Genomic DNA, 18,502 nt, shown 5'->3' on the forward strand with positions numbered 1-18,502 from the left:
ATTTGGCGATTTGGCACCCCTTATTTTTTTTCCTCTTCAAGATCTTTTTCAATTAGACCTTTGACGTATTTCGACACCGTCTTTTCAACCTGTGCCGCACGAATACGAACTGCCTTCTTGAATTCATTAGAGGCAGTACAAGCAATTAAAGATTCATTGTTTTTGGTAGGCATTGCTCAATCTCCCGCTGTTAACACCACAACGATAAACAACCGTTTTTCGTCATTACAAACAGTTTTTTAAGACTAAATCCCTATAAAATTATTCACCGTTGGAATTAAATAAAACTTTCTTCCAATTGGATTAATTGTTTTCCAGAGATTTCAATTATTCATTCCAATTCGGGACGTCACGTCCATATCCGTTTACAGCGTGATACTGAAACGCTTCTTCCTTAATGTACAGCATTCGCCCTAATGGAATGACGCCGCCGATTTGACCACGTTCATACGCCTTATAGATCGTATTGCGGGTGACACCGAACACCTCGGCTAACTCGTTAAGTGGACGCATGTTCGCCCGTTTGGGTCGGGACATCTAAAACTCTCCTTGAAACACGAAAAGATGAGTTTTAATGTTACAACCACTACGCTAAAACGCAACAGTTAAAAAGATCCATAGGTGTTACAAACATGATAGTGAAGGACAACGACACGCCAAAGATCGTGACCAAGTTCATCGACCAGTTATGGCAAGGTGAAGGGGATGCGACAGGCGATCCGACCGAGTTAGAAAACTACCTGACCAAAGGGTTTAATGATCCCAAACAAGCGCAGTGGCTCGCATGGTTCGATATGGGCGAATTGCAGGTTCACCCGAACTTTTACGACGACGATCTGGAACAGGTTCACGAACTTGCCGAGGCTTACGCGGCTGGTCACAAATCCTACCTGTGCCTGAACTGTGGAAAGAAGATGATCGCCAAAAGACCGGCAAAGACCTGTTCCACGACCTGCCGAGTGGCGTATCACCGGAGGGCGGGATAATGGCGTCTATCCATCACAACAAACGAGGTTGGACTGTTCGGTGGGATGTTGGTCGAACCAAAGACGGCAAACGCGCAACATCCTCCAAAACATTCAAAACAGAACACGAGGCGATTGCCCACAAGGTTCATGTTGAGAGGCTTAGGATTGGCACTGGTAAGGAGAGTCTAGAGGCGCGTTGGTTACGCTGGATCGAGGATCGCTTGGCGGTTGGTAAGATCACCGAAAAGACTGCCGTAGGGTACCGTGAAAAATGCCTGGGTTGGGGAAACCTGATCGGTCCCAAACCTTACAAACAGATCACCACCGCCGACATAGACCGCGCCCTTGCCCAACTGTGTCGGGGTGAAACTCCAAGCGGTCGAATACCAAGTCCAAGGACTATCCATCATTATCAAGTGTGCCTGAAAACGTTCTTCACTCACATGTGGAAAAAGGGTGAGATCGAACGTCCGCCGACTTTGGGCATGGAGATGGTAACGGCGTCCAACAGAACCAAACGCGCCCCTACCCTAGATGAACTACAGGCGATAATCGCGGAAGCGGATCAGTCCAAGGCAATTCATGGTCTAGTGGGTTTTATCCTAAGACTCGCCGCGCACACTGGTTTGCGTCGGGGCGAACTAATCGCGTTACGGTGGCAAGACGTTGATCTGAACGCCGGGCGGATCACGGTTAGACAGGCTGCAACTCAACCGAGTGGTAACGGTTCCGTCACATTCAAAACCCCGAAAACGGAAGCGGGTCTTAGATCCATTTCCATCGAACCTGCCACCGTTGATCTTCTTCGCAAGCACATTGTTGTCGTGCGGCAATGGCAACTAGCGGCGGGGTCGGCATGGGCGAATAACGATCTGGTTCTTTGTGATCCTGTTGGACAGGTTTTGAACATGGAACATGTTAGCCAGATAGCGGGAAAAATCCGGGATCGCGCCGGGGTATCAAAAGACGTTTTGCCGATCCACGGCACCCGTCATTACAACATCACCCAGATGGCAAAACTGACAAAGGATTATGCGGCAATCCAACGCCGCGCAGGTCACGCCAGCTACGCCAGTACGAATCGGTACATCACGACGGACGAAGAACAAGACCGGGGTCTGGCGAAAGCCGCACTCAAGGGTTTGATATGAAATGTCCAACAAATGTCCAACAACATTGGACACAAGTAAGCAACGCGAGTTAACGGAAGTCTTGAAAGCTGTTGAAAATCAATAATTTTGTGGCGGGGAGACAGGGATTCGAACCCTGGGGACGCTCTCACGCCCAACGGTTTTCAAGACCGCCGCATTCGACCACTCTGCCACCTCCCCGTTGAAGGCAGGGTCTAAGGCCAAGTTTGATCAGAGGCAAGTCGAAAACGGGAAATCTTGCCGAAGACTTTTCAGCGGTCTTTCCATGACACTTCAGCCACGTTATGATCGGCGTGAAAGACCGCAACAGGCTGGCATCCAGAACCAGCAGATCGGCAGCGGGGTTCGGAAAACGAAACCCCTTCAGGCAAGGGATAAGCAGATGAAGCGAGCGATCGAGACACGCCCGGGGCCCAAGAGGCTGGCGTTTCTAGCGTTATCTTTAACGATTTTGGCCGGATGTGAAGAGGCCTTGGGAACCGCGGAAACAGCGGAAAAGCCCGACGAGAATGAGGGCAAAATCGAGCTTTTTCCCCAAACGACCAGTGAGTCTCAACGCGATGTCGAAGCGCCAAACGTGTTCGGTGTGACCGAAGCAGGGCTTTGGGACGGGCGGCCCTCGCTGGGTGGGATTTGGGTTGCGCATCCAGACGTGACCCAACCCGAGCGCGTGGTGATCAAAAACACGGCCAACAACAAATCGGTAACTGGAGCCCTGTTCCGTCGCGAACGCAACTTGCCTGGCCCGGCGCTTCAGGTTTCGTCCGCGGCAGCTGAACAGCTTGGATTGTTGGCCGGTGCCCCCACAAAACTTAGTGTTGTGGCTTTGCGTCGTGAAAAGATAGAAGAACCCCCAGCTGACGAGACCCCACAGGCCGAAGATTCCGCAGAAGAAACCGTCACAGCCTCGGCCGATACGGCAACCGATGGCCAAAGCACAGGTGATCCTGAAAAGCCTGCTAAACGCAAGTGGTGGCAGAAGAAAGAAACCGCTGTGGCCGCGGCAGGTACAACGGCTGTTGTCGCGAGTGCCGCCGGCACAGAAGATGACGCCCCGGCAGACGCAGATACCACCAGCGACTCCGCTGAGGCTTCAACATCAGCGAGTGAACAGACAGAAACCCCGGCTGAGAAACCTGCCAAACGGAAATGGTGGCAGAAGAAAGCACCAGCCGCAGCCGCTGCGGGAACCGCTGTGGCAGCGGCAGATGCAGCCACGGATGGCGCAGAAGTAACAGCCGAAGCCGCAGCTTCTGTGTCCTCTCCGGCCTTGTCGGATGCGCCGGTCGAAGCCCCGGCAGAGAAACCCGCCAAGCGGAAATGGTGGCAAAAGAAAGATCCAGCCGCGATAACTGAAACACCACTGGATCCGATTGATGGCGCAGCCGCCGCTATTGATGCGACCGAAGCGACCCCAGCAGCAGCGGCAGCCACCACAACCGCGACTACACAACTGAGCAAACCATTTGTTCAGATTGGAACCTTCAGCGTCGAGGAGAACGCGAACTCCGCTGCTCAAAAAGTGCGCAGGAACGGCATGTCCGCAGTTGTTCGGGAACTGAAAACAGCAAATAACACCGTCTGGCGGGTGCTGGTTGGACCTGCCGCAACCCGGGCCGAACGCAAAGCCATTCAGAAGGACGTAAAAGACCTTGGCTTCAAAGACGCGTTCACCGTATCCGACTGAAACAGGGAGACGCAGCATGTTAGCCTCGATGCGCACATCCGTTCTGGCCATGGGGATTGCCCTCATGGGCCTGCCCGCACACGCTTTTGATACTACAGCCCGCGCGGCTTATGTGATTGATCAGACCACCGGCACTGTTCTTCTGTCAAAAGACGCCGACCAGCCCCTGCCGCCCGCGTCGATGTCTAAGCTGATGACGCTCTATGTGGCGTTTGAAGCCCTGCGGGACGGGCGCTTGACGCTAAACGAAACCCTGCCTGTGTCTGAACACGCGATGAGCTATGGCGGCTCGACCATGTTCCTGAACACTCAGGATCGGGTCACGGTCGAAGACCTGCTGCGCGGCATCATCGTTTTGTCGGGCAACGATGCCTGCGTCGTTATCGCCGAAGCACTTAGCCCCGACGGAACCGAGGCCGGGTTTGCGCGGTACATGACCCAACGCGCGCAGCAGATGGGCATGAACAATTCCAATTTTGCCAACTCAAACGGCTGGCCTGCCGCCGGTCATATGATGTCAGTGCATGATCTGGCCGTTCTTGCGGATCGCTTGATTTCGGACTTCCCCGAATATTACCCTCTTTTCGCCGAGGAAGTTTTTGAATTCGACGGCCGCGCGCCGTCAAATGCCCGCAATCGCAACCCGCTGCTGAAGCTGGATATCGGCGCGGATGGTTTGAAAACCGGCCACACGCAAGAGGCCGGCTATGGCCTTGTCGGTTCTGCCAAACAGGGTGATCGGCGCGTTATCTTCGTGCTAACCGGCCTCGACACCACCGGCCAGCGTGCAGAGGAGGCTGAGGCCGTGGTTAACTGGTCGTTTCGAAATTTTGTCGAGAGGACAGTTGCCAACGCGGAAACGCCGATAGCCGAAGCCCAACTGTGGATGGGTGAGAAAAAGACCGTCGGGCTTGTGGCCGAAGGTGATCTGAACGTGCTCTTCCCGGTTCTGGGCACCCAAAATGTCGAGGCCGAAGTTGTGTATGACGGCCCAATCAACGCGCCAGTCCAAAAAGGACAGCAACTGGCTGAACTGGTGATCAAGCCCGAAGGACTGCCCGAGATCCGGCGCCCACTGGTGGCAGCCGAGGACGTGGCCGTCGGTGGCTTTGTCGTGCGGATGTTGACGGTTGGCGGCATCGTATTGAAAGACGTGATCAACAACCCGCTGGAGTCGATGTGACGAAAACGGGGTTATTTCTGACCTTCGAAGGCATTGACGGATCAGGCAAGTCGACCCAAGCGCGGATGCTGGCGGATCAATTACGCCTGCAGGGCCATGAAGTCGTGTTGACGCGCGAACCCGGCGGCTCTCCGGGGGCCGAGGAAATTCGCCGGCTTGTTTTGGAAGGCGACCCGGATCGGTGGTCGGCCGAGACAGAGTTGCTGTTGTTCACCGCAGCCCGCCGCGACCATCTGGAGCGCACCATCGAACCCGCCCTTGCGGCAGGTAAAGTGGTGATTTGCGACCGTTTCGCAGACAGCACGCGCATGTATCAGGGCTTGTCACGTGGCAACCTGCGCGGTCTGGTGGATCAGTTGCACAACCTGATGATCGGCCGGGAACCGGACATGACTTTGCTGATTGATATGGACCCCGAAACGGGCTTGTCACGCGCAAAAGGCAGGCAAGGCACCGAAGAGCGGTTTGAAGATTTCGGCCCCGATCTGCAAAAGAAAATGCGCGCTGGCTTTCTGGCGCTGGCTGACGAATTCTCGGGCCGGTTTCGCATAGTGGATGGCAACAGAGACATGGACAGCGTTGCGCAGGATGTGACAGATATCGTTCAAGCAGCTTTGCGGTAAACGATGAGTGACGACACCCCTTCCCCGGATCAGGTGCCGGGTGCACCGCATCCGCGCGAAACCGCGCGGCTTTTTGGCCAGGACGCAGCCGAACAGGCGTTTCTGACGGCCTACAATTCCGACAGGCTGCATCACGGTTGGTTGCTGACCGGGCCGCGCGGCGTCGGCAAAGCAACGCTGGCGTGGCGGATCGCGCGATTTTTGCTGGCCACACCCCCGGCAGATGACGGCGGCTTGTTCGGAGCACCTCCTCCGCCCGAAACGCTCGGCATTGATCCCGATCACCCCGTGGCGCACCGAATACAGTCCGGGGCTGAGCCCGGGCTGGCCACTATCACCCGGTCACTCAACGAGCAGGGGCGATTACGCGGCGAGATTGTCGTGGATGATATCCGCAAGCTAGGAAAATTCTTTGGTCTGTCTTCTGCCGATGGAGGCCGCCGCGTGGTCATCGTCGACTCTGCGGATGAAATGAACATCAGTGCTGCCAACGCGCTGTTGAAGATGCTGGAAGAGCCGCCTGCGCACACCACACTTTTGCTCGTATCGCACCAACCTTCGCGCCTGCTGCCAACCATCCGGTCGCGCTGCCGCACGCTGCGCCTTGGCCCACTGAGTCCGCAGGACATGCAAACCGCCCTGTCGCAAACCGGAACAGAAGTTCCCGCCCAGACTGAACACCTGGCCGCACTTGCGGCAGGATCAGTTGGGGATGCTGTGCGGTTAATCAATCTTGGCGGTCTGGACATTTATGCCGAGCTGATCGCCATTCTGGGCACCCTGCCCCGTATGAACCGGCAACGCGCACTGGCGTTGGCCGAAGCCGCAGCACAACGCGGTGCCGCTGATCGTTTCGAGTTGTTGCTAACGCTCATCGATGTCGCCTTGTCACGGCTGGCCCTAACTGGGGCGACCGGCACACCACCCGTACCCGAAGCGGCCCCAAACGAAGGTGAAACGCTGATGCGTCTTTCGGCTTCCCCCGATCAAGCCCGCCGCTGGGCAGAAGTCGCCGCGACAATCACAGCACGCGCACGGCATGGTCAGGCGGTGAACCTTGACCCTGCCGCTCTGGTCCTAGATACGGTGTTCAAGATACAGGAAACCGCCGGGCAGAACAGATGAGCGACACCCCCCAGATTACCGACAGCCACTGCCATCTGGACTTCCCGGATTTCGACGGCCAGTTGGACGAGATCATCACGCGCGCAGCCGAGGCTGGCGTGACCCGTATGGTCACGATTTGTACCAAGCTACGCAACGAACCCAGCGTACGCGCGATTGCCGAGGCCTTTGCGCCCGTCTTCTATGCCGCAGGCACGCACCCGATGAGTGCGGCGGATGAGCCGATAGCGTCGGTCGACGAACTGGTTGCCTTGGCCCAGCATCCGAAATTCGTCGGTATTGGAGAGTCTGGTCTGGACTACCACTATACCGCTGACAGTGCGGAAGTGCAGAAACAATCCTTGCGCATCCATATCGAAGCGGCCCAGCGCACTGGCCTGCCCCTGATCATTCACGCCCGCGCAGCGGACGATGACATGGCCCGAATTCTGGCAGAGGAGTATCGCAACGCACCCTATTCCTGCGTTATGCACTGCTTCTCTTCTTCTGCCGAATTGGCCAAGGCCGCGCTGGATCTGGGCTTTTACCTGTCCATGTCCGGCATCACCGCCTTCCCCAAAAGCCAGGAGTTGCGCGATATTTTCGCAACTGCACCGGTAGACCGCATTCTGGTGGAAACAGACGCGCCCTATCTGGCCCCCCCACCCTATCGCGGCAAACGTAACGAACCCGCCTACACCGCCCACACTGCCCGGAAAGGGGCTGAGGTTTTCGGCATGGACTATGCCGCTTTTGCAGCTCAGACACAGGCCAATTTTGACCGCTTGTTCACCAAGGCCGCGCTGTATAAGGCCGCTGCATGACCGGGACGCGCTTTACTATTCTGGGCTGCGGTTCCTCGGGCGGCGTTCCACGGCTGGGCGGACAATGGGGTGATTGTGACCCCGAGAATCCGAAGAACGTACGCCGTCGCTGCTCGCTGCTTATTGAACGCGAGGGGCCGGATGGGACGACCTCGGTTCTGGTCGATACCACGCCGGATATGCGCAGCCAGTTGCTGGACACCGGCACCGGGCGGTTGGACGGTGTGGTCTATACCCATTCACACGCGGACCATGTGCATGGAATCGACGACCTGCGCATGATCGTGTTCAACATGAAAACGCGCGTGCCGGTCTGGGCAGACGGTGACACACAGAACGCGTTGCTGGGCCGTTTCGGATACGCCTTCATTCAGCCTGAAGGATCCCCTTATCCTCCGATCCTGGACCTCAAATCCATTGATGGCCCGTTCGACATCGACGGCCCCGGAGGACCCATTTCACTGCGCCCGTTCAAAGTGAACCACGGTTCGATCGACTCTCTTGGCTTCCGCATCGGCCAGCTTGCCTATCTTCCGGATGTCGCAGAGATTTACGACGACGCCTGGCCCGAGATGGAAGGGCTGGACTGCCTGATCATCGACGCCCTTCGCCGCTCCCCGCACCCTACCCACGCGCATCTGGACAAGACACTGGGTTGGATCGACAAGCTGCAACCGAAACGCGCGGTGTTAACCAACATGCATATCGACCTCGACTATGCCACGGTTGACGCTGAAACTCCGGACTACATCACCCCCGCTTTTGATGGGATGGTGATCCATCAGGCGCAGTAGACCCCTGCCCCGCGCCATCGCAATACCGCAATACGCGCGCCGCATGGGGGCCATATGCTTCAGAGCCTGATCGATGTCATTCTTCCGGTCTTTCTGGTGATCGGTGCCGGGTACACGGCAACTCGGACAGGCTATTTCAAACAAGAGCATGTCGATGGGTTGATGAAATTCACCCAAGGCTTTGCGATCCCCTGCCTGCTTTTTCTGGCCATCGCACACCTGGACCTTAGCGCCAGTTTCGACCCCCGGCTGCTGGCGAGTTTCTATTCCGCTGCAGCGTTGTGCTTCACCGTGGGCCTCTTTGGAGCACGGATCATTTTTGGCCGAGACTGGGAAGACTGCGTCGCCATTGGCTTTTGTTGCTTGTTCTCCAACTCGGTCCTGCTGGGCCTGCCGATTACCGAGCGCGCCTATGGCCCCGAGAACCTGACAGGCAACTACGCGATTATCGCCTTCCATTCCCCGTTTTGTTACGGCGTTGGGATCACGGTGATGGAGGTCGTGCGCAATCGCGGCAACGGCGGTGTACATATGGCACGCTCGGTTCTGTCCGCGATGTTCAAGAACGCATTGATCCTGGGAATTGCGCTTGGTTTTCTGGTCAACCTGACAGGTTTGGTCATCCCTGCGGTGGTCGACGAGGCCCTTGGGCTTGTCACCCGCGCGGCTTTACCGGGCGCGTTGTTTGCTTTGGGCGGGGTCTTGGTCAAATACAAACCGGAAGGCGATCTGCGTACCATTGGTTTCGTTTGCTGCATCTCGCTGATGGTCCACCCCAGCCTAGTGTGGTTATTCGGAGCATCTACCGGCCTGCCACAGGATCTGTTCCGATCGGGTGTGTTGAATGCTGCAATGGCGCCGGGCTTTAACGCCTATATCTTTGCCAATATGTATGGCCGCGCCAAACGTGTTGCCGCTTCATCCGTCCTGATCGGAACAGCGACGTCCATTCTGACCGTCTGGCTTTGGCTGACCCTTCTGGGTTAACTGTGGTGTTGACTTCAGGTCGTGCCGTAACACTTATCGCAGAAAACAGCGGGAGTACCGAATGTCACACGCCATTATTGTCGCCCATGGCCAGCCTTCCGAACCGGACCCGGCAGAAGCGGCACTGGCTGCTTTTGCAGCCAAGGTCGACGCGTTGACAAGCTCTGTGACCGTGCATTCGGCAACACTTGCTAAACCCGGCGCGCTAGAGGCGCAACTGGACGGCCTACCCGAAAACACAGTGATCTATCCGCTTTTCATGGCAAAGGGTTGGTTTGTGACCAGTGCCTTGCCGAAACGGGTCGGGGACCACGCCGCGCGAATTCTTGACCCTTTGGGCATTGATCCCGATCTGCCCACGCTTACTGCGCAGGCGTTGCATGCAAAACTGCGGGAACGGAATTGGAAAGCTTCGACAACTGACCTGGTGATCGCGGCGCACGGGTCAGGCCGCAGCCGCAACCCTTCGGCGGTGGCCAACGAATTTGCAAGACAGCTTGGCACGCAAGTTGCCTTCCAATCCATCCGCGTTGGTTTTGTCGAAGAACCGCCCTCGATTGCCGAAGCAGCACACGATGCGTCAGATCAGGCGATTTGCCTGCCGTTCTTCGCCTGTACCGGCGGGCATGTCCTAGAGGACGTCCCCGATGAGCTGGCGCGCGCCAAGTTTAACGGAACCGTTATGCCCGTCGTCGGGGAGCTTGCACCCATCCAGCACCAAATTGCAAAGAAGGTGACTGAGGCGTTCGCGTCAGTCTAACGCTCAGGGTCGCGCGTTGGTCAGTGTCGAATACAAACGATGACAGGACCGACCGTCGCGTTTCGCTTGGTACAACGCTAAATCAGCGGCATGCAGAATATCCGCCGCTTTAAGCACTTGGAACTGAGTGGACAAAGCTGTGCCAATACTGGCCGACACACTGCATTTCTGGTTTTGAAAAAGCATCGGTTCGTTCAAACGCTGGATGAGGCGGCCTGCAATTGCCTCCAACGTGTCTTCCCGCGTCAGGCCTTTGAAAACGATAACAAATTCGTCTCCTCCGACACGGGCAACCGTATCGTCATCGCGCGTTTCTTCAAGCATGATGCGGGCCGCTTGCTGTAAGACGAAATCACCTGCCGCATGGCCCAGCCTGTCATTCACGGATTTGAAGAAATCAAGATCCAGATGCATCAGAGCAAAAGCCGAATTTGCAGAGATCATATGTGCCAGCACGTGATCCATGGCCCTACGGTTTTTTAATCCGGTTAGTGTGTCGGTGTAAGCCTGCTCTTCAGCCGCCAGCATGGCGCCTTGAAGCCTCAGGTTTAGCGACCTCGACGCCTCCATTGCGGCAGATTTGGCCTCGACCAGATAAAGTAATTCAATCGCAAGGTCGGTACCTGAGAAATCCGCACTTGTCAGCGCGTAGTCCCGCACCGCATCCAGAATTGAAATTCCGAATGACAGGTTGATGACAGCGCCACCAGAATGCGGCAATGGGGCGACCAACCCCTTGAGTGCAGTTCGGGGCTCATCATGGAATTTCAGGTGCAGTTTCGCCCTGGCCATCGACATCAATGCCGGAATGGTTGTGACTGTTCTGGGACGGATCAGTTCAAAAACGTCCAGAAACCCTTGGCCCACCAGCTGCAAGTCTGGTCTCAGTTTTTGCAGGGTTGGACCGGCTTGTTGAATACACCCGTTTTGGTCCACCAACAGAAACATCGGGCAAAGCGTTTCCAGCAGACTGACAAGCTCGCGAGGATCTGTCATCCGGTCCGAGCCCCCAAATCAAAATGCCGCCCTTCTGCAAAAGCGCTTTCAACCAGCATTATGGAAATGACTTCGCTGTCTTGCTGTTGTCCCTCATGAGACAACATAACCAACGCTCCGTAGTCGTCGGCCATGGCACGCAGAACACCGACCATCACGCTGGAATAACCAGACAAACCCGGGAAGCAAAACAGTTGGTATTCTGTTGTCGAAAGCTCTCTCAATTCTAGGGCCGGTAGGGTCAAATCGGACACTGCCAACCTCACCCGGTCAGCTAGATCGTCAAGGGAATGAAGAAACTCCACATAACTGACGCCACCAAATCTAAGCAGACGGCGCAACCCTTCCATATTCGGGTGGGACACAAGGTAAGTCCCCACATCCTCAAGAATTTCCGCCCTAGGTCGGTTCAGTTCACCGCTGAGCGCGTCCAATACTCTAGCCGTTACGTCATCGTCATAGACAAGCATGGCTTCGAATTCGACAAATCCAAGCTGCGCAGTCTCGGCCACGCGCACCCAATAGGGTTGCCCATAGGTTGCGCAGACAAAAGACTGTATCGCCCGATTGATCAGACCATGCATTGGAAACCCCAATTTGGTGTTCCCTGCACTCTGGGCTGAAAAGTCTTAACAAATAGCCAAAATCCACCCTAAGTTGTAGCGAATTCAATCGGGTATCACTTCGACACTTGCTGCCTGATCAGAAATCTGTCGGCGCGCCGCCCTCAGCTTTGCGACGCTCAACAAAGGCAGCCAATTCCTCGCGAATGGCTTCATCCATCGGCGGTGCCTCAAAGCTCGAGATGATCTCCTTGAACATGTGATGGGCGCGTTCAGCCGTCCAGATGCCGCCAGCGACCTCCCACCCTTCATAGTTTTTCCAATCACTCAGAAAGGGTTGATAGAATGCAGTGGTATAACGGTCCTGCGTGTGCTGAATGCCGAAGAAATGACCGTCATTCCCAACTGCGCGGATCGCATCAAGCGCGATCTCGTCGGGACCGGTAGCCGTCAATTCTGGGTTCATATAGCGTTGAATTTGTTGCAGGATTTCACAATCCATGATGAACTTTTCCGGGCTTGCTATCAGGCCGCCTTCCAGCCATCCAGCCGCATGATAGACCATATTGGTGCCCGATTGAACGGACGCCCAAAGCGAGTTCGAGGTTTCCCAAATAGACTGTCCATCGGGCACGTTTGCGGCACAAACGCCCGAAGACCGCATCGGCAAGCCATAGAAGCGCGCCATCTGTCCGGTCATCTGGGTCGAGCGCATGTACTCTGGTGTTCCAAAAGCCGGCGCGCCGGATTTCATATCCACATTCGACGTAAAAGTTCCGATGACGCAGGGAATCCCCGGGCGCACATATTGGAACAAGGCGATCGCACACAGCGCTTCGGCCAATGACTGGGCCACAGCACCTGCCATTGTCACCGGTGCCATCGCCCCGGCCAGAGTAAAGGGTGTCACCACAATCGCCTGCCCGCGCCGTGCCAGCCGAAGGCAGCCATCGATCATCGGATGATCATGCTTTAGCGGCGAAGTCGAGTTGATGTTGGTGTACACGCGCGGGGTGGCCTCGAACTCTTCGTGGCTCAGGCCGCCAGCGATGCGCACCATTTCCATCACGTCCTCGACACGTTCCTTACCCAAAGAATAGGCATGCATGGCTTTGTCGGTCAGCGTCAGCTTGTCATAAAGCACGTCCAGATGCCGTATGCTGGCGTGGATATCGACTGGTTCAACCGGGTATCCACCCGCGAAATGGATGCAGTTGAAGTACTGCGTCAGTTTCAGAAGATTCCGGCACATCTCGCGGTTTCCGGGCACCTTCTTTCCGATTTCCATGTCCCAATAATTCGGCGGCGACGAGACATTGCCGAACAGCATGTTCTTTCCACCGATCTCGATCTTGCGATCCGGATTACGTGGCGTGATGGAAAATTGACTCGGGGCTTTCGCAATCATCTCCATGACAAAGTCGCGCCCCATGCGCACATTGTCACCTTCGATGGTGCAACCCGCCTTACGCAGGATGCCTATTGCCTCTTCGTTGTAAAATTCGATCCCGATCTCTTCAAGGATACGCATGGCCCCTTCATGGATCGCTTCGATCCCGGCCTGGTCCAACGGTTCTGTCGGACGGTCGATATTGACCGGCGGATTCCAAGGCATCTGGTCAATCACCGCACTTCCTCTGCGTGCGGCAGCCCCTGCGCGTCCTCCGCCGCGACGCTTGCGTGTTGGTGTCTCGCCCATCGTTGCCTCCGTTCCTGCGTTAAACAAGCAAGCCCATGAGACACGATTCTCGCCGCTCCGTCTGCGACAGGAAATGTCGGTTTTTTATCTCGGATGGTCGATTGCCAACTTAACCCAATTGGTTTTTCGCTAGCCATTCGGGTATATGTCCAATGTCCGGCAAGACCACATCTGCCATTGGGGCCAGCACTTCTGCCTCGGCCAGACCTGTCAAAACCCCTATGGTTGTCATCCCCGCGGCACGCCCGGCTTGTAGGTCATGGAGGCTGTCCCCCACCATCGCAACCCGCGAAGGGTCAACGCCGACATGCGCAGCAAAGGCCAATAGCTGTCCGGGCCCCGGCTTAAATCCATGGCCGCTGTCATATCCAGCTATGAAATCGAAATGTTCGCTGATCCCTGCCGATTCCAGATGCTGCATCGCAGGATGTTCACTGTCATTGGTTGCAACCCCCAGCTTCAGCCCTGCCTTATGCAAGCCCTCTAGAAACGGGACCAGCGGAACAGCCGGGGACTGAGGGGCTGCGGCGGCTTCGGCATTCATCACATCCACGATCTCTTGAACGGTCATGGTATCCACATGTGCAGCCAACACATCGGCGATTTCTTCGACAGTCGCGGCGATCACAATACTGTCTTCGGCATATCGCTCTTGCTCAAGATCATAACCGATAAGGCGCCCAAGCCCGGCGGCTCGTTCTTTGTCACCATCTGTCAAGCGCAGCAGTAAACTGCGGCCAAAGCCACCCCATGTGTTGGCAAAATCAAACAGCGTACCATCTTTATCGAAGACGATTGCATCTATCGGCATCAGGTGCTCCAGCGGAAGAGGATTTCAGGTCCAATGAATGTCAGCACCGCCGGATAAAACCGCTCTTGCCTGGGCAGGCAGATCATAGGCGATCGCATTGGCGTCACAAAACGCCATGACCCACGAATCGTCAAGCACCAGAAAGTCCATTACCGACGCCAGAAAATCCGGGTCCCCGGCGCGATCGCGCACATCTTCGATTGATGCACCCGTCGAACCCAGAAACACCGGCAAAAGCTCGTCATTTCCAACCAGCCAGCCCAGAGCCGTCAGGGCGAGTGTTTCCGCGGAATCAGATGATATTGGCATAAACTGTGCTCAGATCCAGTCATGGAAAGGGTTTATTAACCAGACTCATAAACACTTTGTTCACGCATGCAATCAACGGTGAACGACTATGTCTGTGCAGGTAACCATCCTTGTCCTCGACGGGGTATCAACCAATCGCATCATGTTGAAAGTTCAACTGACTGCGGCTTGGTACCACGTGGTACAGGGGGAAAAAATAGATGGATTGCTGTCGCTTGTGCGTCGAACGCAACCTGATCTGGTACTGACAGCGCAGACCTTGCCGGACGGAACGGCTGCGGATGTCAAAAAGGTCATAGCAACAGTTCCCGGGCTGGAGGATGTGCCGGTTGTTGCAATTGCCGCGCAAAACGACAGGGACGCACGGTTGCGTGCCCTGAAAGATGGGCTGGACGATGTATTGACCCATCCCTTCAAGGATGCCTTGCTGCTGGCGCGTATCCGAAGCTTGCTGCGCGCACACGCAATCAGACAGGACCTGCAGGTTGGCACTGGCGCGCAACCCATTGGGTTCGGTGAGCCCGCACCAGCGATTATCCGCCCGCCCAAATCCGCAAAGGTGAGTGTTTTGACACACGCCGTGCAAACTGGCGTGCTGTGGCAAAAGGCGTTGAGCGATCAGCGCCAACACACATTGTCCTGGCACTTGCAGTCGAACCTTCAAGGCTTCCTGTCCGGAGCTGTCCCAGATGCTATCGTGGTCGAACTGGGCCCGCATCCCTCCGATCTGAATATTCTGGCGGATCTCAGATCGCGGGGCGTCACGCGTAATACCGTGTTGATCGGAGTGCTAAAAGACAACGACGCTGTTCAGGCATCCGAAGCCTTGGATCGGGGTGCGGATGCCGTGTGCCTGGGTGGGTTCTGTGCGCAGGAAATCCAGCTTCGATTGGACAACCAGATCGCGCGCAAGGCCCGTCTGGACCACATGCGAATATCGCTAAAAAAGGGGCTTGCCGATTCCTGGGTCGACCCGCTGACGGGGCTGCACAATCGCCGGTTTGCCATGCGCGCGCTGGACCAGATCGCACGTGAATCCGCTCGAACCAAACGCGGCTTTGCGGTCATGCTGGCTGACCTCGATCACTTCAAGACGATTAATGACGACCACGGTCACGCCAGCGGGGATCACGTTCTTACGCAGGCCGCAGAGCGCTTGCGCAGCGCTCTTGGTCCAAGGGGGTTTGTCGCCCGCATAGGTGGAGAGGAGTTCATGATTGGAGTGCCGGATGTGTCACCCAAACAAGCGGTGCGGCTCGCTGAAACTCTCTGCGGCAGTATCTGTAGCGCGCCGTTTCAACTTTCTGAACAGGGACCAGAGGTCAACGTGACAGTCAGTATCGGGCTAAAAATGTCTCTGGACGCGTTCCCTGGTCGGGACAGCCTCACTCCGCATGTAGAGACCCTGATTCAATCCGCTGACAAAGCGTTGTATTCGGCGAAAAAAGCCGGACGCAATCAGGTGAGCATCCGGCAAAGCGCAGCCTGACGCCGGTCAGTCCTTTTTCTTGTGTTTATGCGGGCCACGCTTGACGACATCTTGCAATCGATCTGCATAGGCCTGCCTTTCCTCATCGCTCATGGCGGTGACGCGGATCAGCCATTGCGCTTGCAGTGCCCCTTGCAGGTTGGCCGTGGCCTGCGCCTGCTGCTGCAGCAGAGTTTCGACGGCATTCGGGTCAAAAGGCACGGCGCGCAATGCCTGGCTCATCGCCTCAAAATCTTGCGTGCGGCCCTTAGAACCTTTCTTGTGCAAGTCCCCCAATTCACTCCGCATCGCCTTGCGGTCGTCTTTTGGCAACGCCCGGTACAAGGCCGGGCCAAATCCCGGCGGCGCCTTGGCGTGATCCCCCCCTTTCAGGCGCAACACAGTTCCTACAGCGACGCCAATGATCAACAGGTTCAGAGCCAGAGACACAACCAGGACAATGGGCATCCACCGGCGTTTGGGTTTGGAATCAGCGTTCATTCCGTGGTCTCCAGAAAACTCGTGTCATAGCCAAGGTCGGCCACAAGAAAGGCCGTATCTTGCGTTGTCAGCAGGTTGGCGGGATCGGGCAAAAAGGCAGGCGCGGAAAACCCGATCCAGACACCGGCCGCGCTGGCCGCAACAAGGCCACTCAACCCCTGCCAGCCACCCAGATTGCGCACCAGCCTGTCCCACAACGCAGGCCCCGGTTGTGGCGCGGGTTTCATGCGGCCCAAGCGCACCGCCTCTGCATCCGTTTGGATGCGCACGGCCAGATCGTCTGGCAAAGCCGGCCGTTGTCGCCGCGCTTGTGCAAACAAATGATCCAGTTCCAGATCGTCATCCGCCATTGTCATACCCCAGTTCTTCGCGCCGTCCCGCCAGAATAGCGGCCAGACTGCGTTTGCCCCGCGCCGTCAGGCTTTCAACCGCTTCCACGGAAATGCCCATGATCCCGGCAATTTCGGGGTTGGGCAACTCTTCAATATGGCGCAACACCACTGCTTGCCGCTGCCGTTCGGGCAACTCGGCCAAAGCGATCTGCAACGCGTCCTTGCGCGCCTCATCCTGCATCCGGTCAACTACGCTGGCTTCACCATCTTCAGGCTCAGGAACGTCCGACAGCCTGTCCGGTGTCTTCTTGCGCCGTATGTCCACGCACAGATTCAAAGTCACCCGGTACAGCCAGGTCGAGACTTTAGCCTGGCCCGACACCCAATCCGGTGCCATTTGCCACAGCCGCATCATCGCCTCTTGCGTCACATCTTCCGCCTCGGCCCGATTGCCCAACATTCGTAACGCGACCGAGTAACACCGTGGCCCCAGACGGTCAGTAAGAACCCGTGCGGCTTCGGCATTGCCATCGGCGAAGCGCCCCAGCAACTCATCGTCGCTGAGGGTGCCCGCGCTGCACATCGCACCGCGGGCGTCTTGTGGGTAGGAGGTCAGATCCTCCATCCTGCATCAGCTATCGTCTGCGTCCGAGTTTTGATGCTTTTTCTTGTGGTGCCGTCCCATCTTGTCTTTGGCATCGGCAAATTCCTGTTCCGAGATCCCGCCGCTGTTATCAGCGTCCATCCGATCAAACATCTTGTCAGCCCGGCGGGGTTTCGGCAACTCGTCCTGGCTGAGAAACCCGTCTTTGTTCGCATCATTTTTTTCGAACATCTTGGCGACGCGGTCACTTGCCTTTTTCTGTGCAGCAGCTTGCATCTCGTCAAGGCTCAGCTGGCCATCACCGTCGGTATCCGCTTGCGTGAAACGCGCGGTGCGGTGGGCCTCCATCTCTTGCTGTGTCACCTGACCGTCGCCATCGGCGTCGAGTTCCTGAAAGGACACAGGCTCGCGTCCGCCTTTTCCGGCAGCCAGAACCGATGTGCCTGTGACAGCAACTGCGGACAAAACAATAGCCGTGATGAATGTCGCGTTTTTCATTTCGTTTTTCCCGTGTTGAAGCGGCCCCAGTGCCGCTGCTCATACCAATTCAAACGCGGGGCATCGAAAATTCCGTCGCAGAAAAATGCATTTTTTTGAAAGTGAATTCAGAAGCGATTTCTGCGCATTGGGTATCGGGCGTTGCAAAGCGACGCACCCCCCTTTCAAATCTGCCCGTTCAGGCGCATTATCCGGCAAAGATTAATGCGCGAGTTATATTATGACGGATCAGACGATCAACACCGCGACCGAGACAGAGCGTGAAACATGGCCCGCCCTTGTTAAAGGGTTTCGGTGCAAATGCCCCAACTGTGGCGAAGGCAAGCTGTTGCACAGCTATCTCAAGGTCAATGATAGCTGCGCGAAATGCGGGCAGGAGCTGTTTCATCATCGCGCCGATGACGGGCCAGCCTATCTGACGATTCTACTTGTTGGTCACCTGCTGGCGCCTGCCCTGCACGTGTCCTACGTCCATTGGCGGCCAGACCCCTGGACCATGGCCATCGGTTTCTCAATCGGTTGCGTTGCTCTGTCGCTGTACCTGCTGCCCCGTTTGAAAGGCGCCGTTGTCGCGTATCAGTGGGCCCGCCGTATGCACGGTTTCGGAACATCGAATTGAACCTGCCGGGCCAGGTGGCGT

The 18,502-nt window shown here is 56.5% G+C and carries 24 protein-coding genes and 1 tRNA gene; 13 read left to right on the plus strand and 12 right to left on the minus strand.

What is annotated here, in order from left to right; translation table 11 throughout:
* Window positions 1–20: 20 nt before the first annotated feature.
* The gene (locus GOV85_RS03665) at window positions 21–173 is read right to left on the minus strand and encodes a hypothetical protein (protein WP_171175081.1); all 153 of its coding nucleotides are present in this window, start codon (window positions 171–173) and stop codon (window positions 21–23) included.
* A 154-nt stretch (window positions 174–327) separates the two neighbouring features.
* Window positions 328–537 carry a helix-turn-helix domain-containing protein gene (locus GOV85_RS03670; RefSeq protein WP_171175083.1) on the minus strand — a complete coding sequence of 70 codons (210 nt, stop codon included), beginning with the start codon at window positions 535–537 and terminating at the stop codon, window positions 328–330.
* A gap of 95 nt (window positions 538–632) precedes the next feature.
* Here GOV85_RS03670 and GOV85_RS03675 point away from each other — a divergent pair, with 95 nt between their 5' ends.
* Together GOV85_RS03675 and GOV85_RS03680 are read left to right on the plus strand one after the other, a co-directional pair.
* Window positions 633–986: a hypothetical protein gene (locus tag GOV85_RS03675; protein WP_171175085.1), complete on the plus strand. Its 354-nt coding sequence runs from the start codon at window positions 633–635 to the stop codon at window positions 984–986.
* A complete protein-coding gene (locus GOV85_RS03680; RefSeq protein WP_171175087.1) occupies window positions 986–2,119 on the plus strand; it encodes a site-specific integrase in 1,134 nt (377 codons plus the stop codon). Before GOV85_RS03675 ends, GOV85_RS03680 begins: the two co-directional genes overlap by 1 nt.
* Before the next feature lie 90 nt (window positions 2,120–2,209).
* On the opposite strand, the gene GOV85_RS03685 is transcribed toward GOV85_RS03680, so the two are convergent.
* Window positions 2,210–2,299, minus strand: a tRNA-Ser gene (locus tag GOV85_RS03685).
* Between the two features lie 202 nt (window positions 2,300–2,501).
* On the opposite strand from GOV85_RS03685, the gene GOV85_RS21735 reads away from it, so the two are divergent.
* The 8 genes from GOV85_RS21735 to GOV85_RS03725 all read left to right on the plus strand — a co-directional run bounded on the left by GOV85_RS21735 (window position 2,502) and on the right by GOV85_RS03725 (window position 10,081).
* Entirely contained in the window at window positions 2,502–3,806 is a 1,305-nt protein-coding gene (locus GOV85_RS21735) for an SPOR domain-containing protein (protein WP_171175089.1), read from the plus strand.
* A gap of 16 nt (window positions 3,807–3,822) precedes the next feature.
* The gene (locus GOV85_RS03695) at window positions 3,823–4,989 is read left to right on the plus strand and encodes a D-alanyl-D-alanine carboxypeptidase family protein (protein WP_171092109.1); all 1,167 of its coding nucleotides are present in this window, start codon (window positions 3,823–3,825) and stop codon (window positions 4,987–4,989) included.
* The gene (gene tmk, locus GOV85_RS03700; RefSeq protein WP_171175091.1) at window positions 4,986–5,612 is read left to right on the plus strand and encodes a dTMP kinase; all 627 of its coding nucleotides are present in this window, start codon (window positions 4,986–4,988) and stop codon (window positions 5,610–5,612) included. Before GOV85_RS03695 ends, tmk begins: the two co-directional genes overlap by 4 nt.
* A 3-nt stretch (window positions 5,613–5,615) precedes the next feature.
* Window positions 5,616–6,737, plus strand: a complete 1,122-nt coding sequence (locus GOV85_RS03705) for a DNA polymerase III subunit delta' (protein ID WP_171175093.1) — start codon at window positions 5,616–5,618, stop codon at window positions 6,735–6,737.
* Window positions 6,734–7,540 carry a TatD family hydrolase gene (locus GOV85_RS03710; RefSeq protein ID WP_171175095.1) on the plus strand — a complete coding sequence of 269 codons (807 nt, stop codon included), beginning with the start codon at window positions 6,734–6,736 and terminating at the stop codon, window positions 7,538–7,540. Before GOV85_RS03705 ends, GOV85_RS03710 begins: the two co-directional genes overlap by 4 nt.
* Window positions 7,537–8,334 (plus strand): MBL fold metallo-hydrolase, encoded by a 798-nt coding sequence (locus tag GOV85_RS03715; RefSeq protein ID WP_171175097.1) that lies wholly within the window; start codon window positions 7,537–7,539, stop codon window positions 8,332–8,334. The genes GOV85_RS03710 and GOV85_RS03715 overlap by 4 nt, the downstream gene beginning before the upstream one ends.
* Window positions 8,335–8,388: 54 nt before the next feature.
* A complete protein-coding gene (locus GOV85_RS03720; RefSeq protein ID WP_171175100.1) occupies window positions 8,389–9,321 on the plus strand; it encodes an AEC family transporter in 933 nt (310 codons plus the stop codon).
* 61 nt (window positions 9,322–9,382) lie between these two features.
* On the plus strand, window positions 9,383–10,081 hold the full coding sequence (locus GOV85_RS03725; protein WP_171175102.1) for a CbiX/SirB N-terminal domain-containing protein: 699 nt from the start codon (window positions 9,383–9,385) through the stop codon (window positions 10,079–10,081).
* 3 nt (window positions 10,082–10,084) lie between these two features.
* Here the strand turns inward: GOV85_RS03725 and GOV85_RS03730 are convergent, their stop codons facing one another.
* The 5 genes from GOV85_RS03730 to GOV85_RS03750 all read right to left on the minus strand — a co-directional run bounded on the left by GOV85_RS03730 (window position 10,085) and on the right by GOV85_RS03750 (window position 14,459).
* Window positions 10,085–11,077 carry a GGDEF domain-containing protein gene (locus tag GOV85_RS03730; RefSeq protein WP_171175111.1) on the minus strand — a complete coding sequence of 331 codons (993 nt, stop codon included), beginning with the start codon at window positions 11,075–11,077 and terminating at the stop codon, window positions 10,085–10,087.
* Window positions 11,074–11,661 (minus strand): heme NO-binding domain-containing protein, encoded by a 588-nt coding sequence (locus GOV85_RS03735; RefSeq protein WP_171175113.1) that lies wholly within the window; start codon window positions 11,659–11,661, stop codon window positions 11,074–11,076. The genes GOV85_RS03730 and GOV85_RS03735 overlap by 4 nt, the downstream gene beginning before the upstream one ends.
* A gap of 118 nt (window positions 11,662–11,779) precedes the next feature.
* On the minus strand, window positions 11,780–13,339 hold the full coding sequence (locus GOV85_RS03740; RefSeq protein ID WP_171175116.1) for a trimethylamine methyltransferase family protein: 1,560 nt from the start codon (window positions 13,337–13,339) through the stop codon (window positions 11,780–11,782).
* Window positions 13,340–13,448: 109 nt separating this feature from the next.
* A complete protein-coding gene (locus tag GOV85_RS03745) occupies window positions 13,449–14,150 on the minus strand; it encodes an HAD family hydrolase (protein ID WP_171175118.1) in 702 nt (233 codons plus the stop codon).
* A gap of 24 nt (window positions 14,151–14,174) precedes the next feature.
* Window positions 14,175–14,459: a DUF3572 domain-containing protein gene (locus GOV85_RS03750; protein ID WP_171175120.1), complete on the minus strand. Its 285-nt coding sequence runs from the start codon at window positions 14,457–14,459 to the stop codon at window positions 14,175–14,177.
* Between the two features lie 88 nt (window positions 14,460–14,547).
* Here GOV85_RS03750 and GOV85_RS03755 point away from each other — a divergent pair, with 88 nt between their 5' ends.
* Window positions 14,548–15,948, plus strand: a complete 1,401-nt coding sequence (locus GOV85_RS03755; protein WP_171175129.1) for a diguanylate cyclase — start codon at window positions 14,548–14,550, stop codon at window positions 15,946–15,948.
* A gap of 6 nt (window positions 15,949–15,954) precedes the next feature.
* Here GOV85_RS03755 and GOV85_RS03760 read toward each other — a convergent pair whose 3' ends face one another.
* From GOV85_RS03760 to GOV85_RS03775, 4 genes are read right to left on the minus strand one after another with little or no spacing between them, the layout of a single operon-like run.
* Window positions 15,955–16,428 (minus strand): periplasmic heavy metal sensor, encoded by a 474-nt coding sequence (locus GOV85_RS03760; RefSeq protein WP_171175131.1) that lies wholly within the window; start codon window positions 16,426–16,428, stop codon window positions 15,955–15,957.
* A complete protein-coding gene (locus GOV85_RS03765) occupies window positions 16,425–16,778 on the minus strand; it encodes a hypothetical protein (RefSeq protein WP_245223229.1) in 354 nt (117 codons plus the stop codon). Before GOV85_RS03765 ends, GOV85_RS03760 begins: the two co-directional genes overlap by 4 nt.
* Window positions 16,768–17,385 carry an RNA polymerase sigma factor gene (locus GOV85_RS03770; RefSeq protein ID WP_171175134.1) on the minus strand — a complete coding sequence of 206 codons (618 nt, stop codon included), beginning with the start codon at window positions 17,383–17,385 and terminating at the stop codon, window positions 16,768–16,770. The genes GOV85_RS03765 and GOV85_RS03770 overlap by 11 nt, the downstream gene beginning before the upstream one ends.
* Before the next feature lie 6 nt (window positions 17,386–17,391).
* On the minus strand, window positions 17,392–17,862 hold the full coding sequence (locus GOV85_RS03775; protein WP_171175136.1) for an EF-hand domain-containing protein: 471 nt from the start codon (window positions 17,860–17,862) through the stop codon (window positions 17,392–17,394).
* Here GOV85_RS03775 and GOV85_RS03780 point away from each other — a divergent pair.
* Both GOV85_RS03780 and GOV85_RS03785 read left to right on the plus strand, forming a co-directional pair.
* Complete coding sequence (locus GOV85_RS03780) at window positions 17,847–18,086, plus strand: hypothetical protein (protein WP_171175138.1); 240 nt, start codon at window positions 17,847–17,849, stop codon at window positions 18,084–18,086. The two genes, GOV85_RS03775 and GOV85_RS03780, sit on opposite strands and share 16 nt — an antisense overlap.
* Window positions 18,083–18,481, plus strand: coding sequence for a DUF983 domain-containing protein (locus GOV85_RS03785; protein WP_171175139.1), 399 nt, complete (start codon window positions 18,083–18,085; stop codon window positions 18,479–18,481). Before GOV85_RS03780 ends, GOV85_RS03785 begins: the two co-directional genes overlap by 4 nt.
* The last annotated feature ends 21 nt before the right edge of the window (window positions 18,482–18,502 follow it).

Origin of the sequence: Ruegeria sp. HKCCA4633, assembly GCF_013034605.1 — a bacterium.
GTDB lineage: Bacteria > Pseudomonadota > Alphaproteobacteria > Rhodobacterales > Rhodobacteraceae > Ruegeria.

Bases quoted from the DNA above. Each gene is read 5' to 3' on its own strand.
- GOV85_RS03760 (WP_171175131.1), bottom strand. From the start codon at position 16,428: ATGAACGCTGATTCCAAACCCAAACGCCGGTGGATGCCCATTGTCCTG.
- GOV85_RS03675 (WP_171175085.1), top strand. From the start codon at position 633: ATGATAGTGAAGGACAACGACACGCCAAAGATCGTGACCAAGTTCATC.
- GOV85_RS03740 (WP_171175116.1), bottom strand. From the start codon at position 13,339: ATGGGCGAGACACCAACACGCAAGCGTCGCGGCGGAGGACGCGCAGGG.
- GOV85_RS03695 (WP_171092109.1), top strand. From the start codon at position 3,823: ATGTTAGCCTCGATGCGCACATCCGTTCTGGCCATGGGGATTGCCCTC.
- GOV85_RS03715 (WP_171175097.1), top strand. From the start codon at position 7,537: ATGACCGGGACGCGCTTTACTATTCTGGGCTGCGGTTCCTCGGGCGGC.
- GOV85_RS03705 (WP_171175093.1), top strand. From the start codon at position 5,616: ATGAGTGACGACACCCCTTCCCCGGATCAGGTGCCGGGTGCACCGCAT.
- GOV85_RS21735 (WP_171175089.1), top strand. From the start codon at position 2,502: ATGAAGCGAGCGATCGAGACACGCCCGGGGCCCAAGAGGCTGGCGTTT.
- GOV85_RS03725 (WP_171175102.1), top strand. From the start codon at position 9,383: ATGTCACACGCCATTATTGTCGCCCATGGCCAGCCTTCCGAACCGGAC.
- GOV85_RS03730 (WP_171175111.1), bottom strand. From the start codon at position 11,077: ATGACAGATCCTCGCGAGCTTGTCAGTCTGCTGGAAACGCTTTGCCCG.
- GOV85_RS03670 (WP_171175083.1), bottom strand. From the start codon at position 537: ATGTCCCGACCCAAACGGGCGAACATGCGTCCACTTAACGAGTTAGCC.
- GOV85_RS03710 (WP_171175095.1), top strand. From the start codon at position 6,734: ATGAGCGACACCCCCCAGATTACCGACAGCCACTGCCATCTGGACTTC.
- GOV85_RS03775 (WP_171175136.1), bottom strand. From the start codon at position 17,862: ATGAAAAACGCGACATTCATCACGGCTATTGTTTTGTCCGCAGTTGCT.
- GOV85_RS03770 (WP_171175134.1), bottom strand. From the start codon at position 17,385: ATGGAGGATCTGACCTCCTACCCACAAGACGCCCGCGGTGCGATGTGC.
- GOV85_RS03720 (WP_171175100.1), top strand. From the start codon at position 8,389: ATGCTTCAGAGCCTGATCGATGTCATTCTTCCGGTCTTTCTGGTGATC.
- GOV85_RS03735 (WP_171175113.1), bottom strand. From the start codon at position 11,661: ATGCATGGTCTGATCAATCGGGCGATACAGTCTTTTGTCTGCGCAACC.
- GOV85_RS03750 (WP_171175120.1), bottom strand. From the start codon at position 14,459: ATGCCAATATCATCTGATTCCGCGGAAACACTCGCCCTGACGGCTCTG.
- GOV85_RS03785 (WP_171175139.1), top strand. From the start codon at position 18,083: ATGACGGATCAGACGATCAACACCGCGACCGAGACAGAGCGTGAAACA.
- GOV85_RS03755 (WP_171175129.1), top strand. From the start codon at position 14,548: ATGTCTGTGCAGGTAACCATCCTTGTCCTCGACGGGGTATCAACCAAT.
- GOV85_RS03780 (WP_171175138.1), top strand. From the start codon at position 17,847: ATGTCGCGTTTTTCATTTCGTTTTTCCCGTGTTGAAGCGGCCCCAGTG.
- GOV85_RS03745 (WP_171175118.1), bottom strand. From the start codon at position 14,150: ATGCCGATAGATGCAATCGTCTTCGATAAAGATGGTACGCTGTTTGAT.
- GOV85_RS03765 (WP_245223229.1), bottom strand. From the start codon at position 16,778: ATGGCGGATGACGATCTGGAACTGGATCATTTGTTTGCACAAGCGCGG.
- GOV85_RS03665 (WP_171175081.1), bottom strand. From the start codon at position 173: ATGCCTACCAAAAACAATGAATCTTTAATTGCTTGTACTGCCTCTAAT.
- GOV85_RS03680 (WP_171175087.1), top strand. From the start codon at position 986: ATGGCGTCTATCCATCACAACAAACGAGGTTGGACTGTTCGGTGGGAT.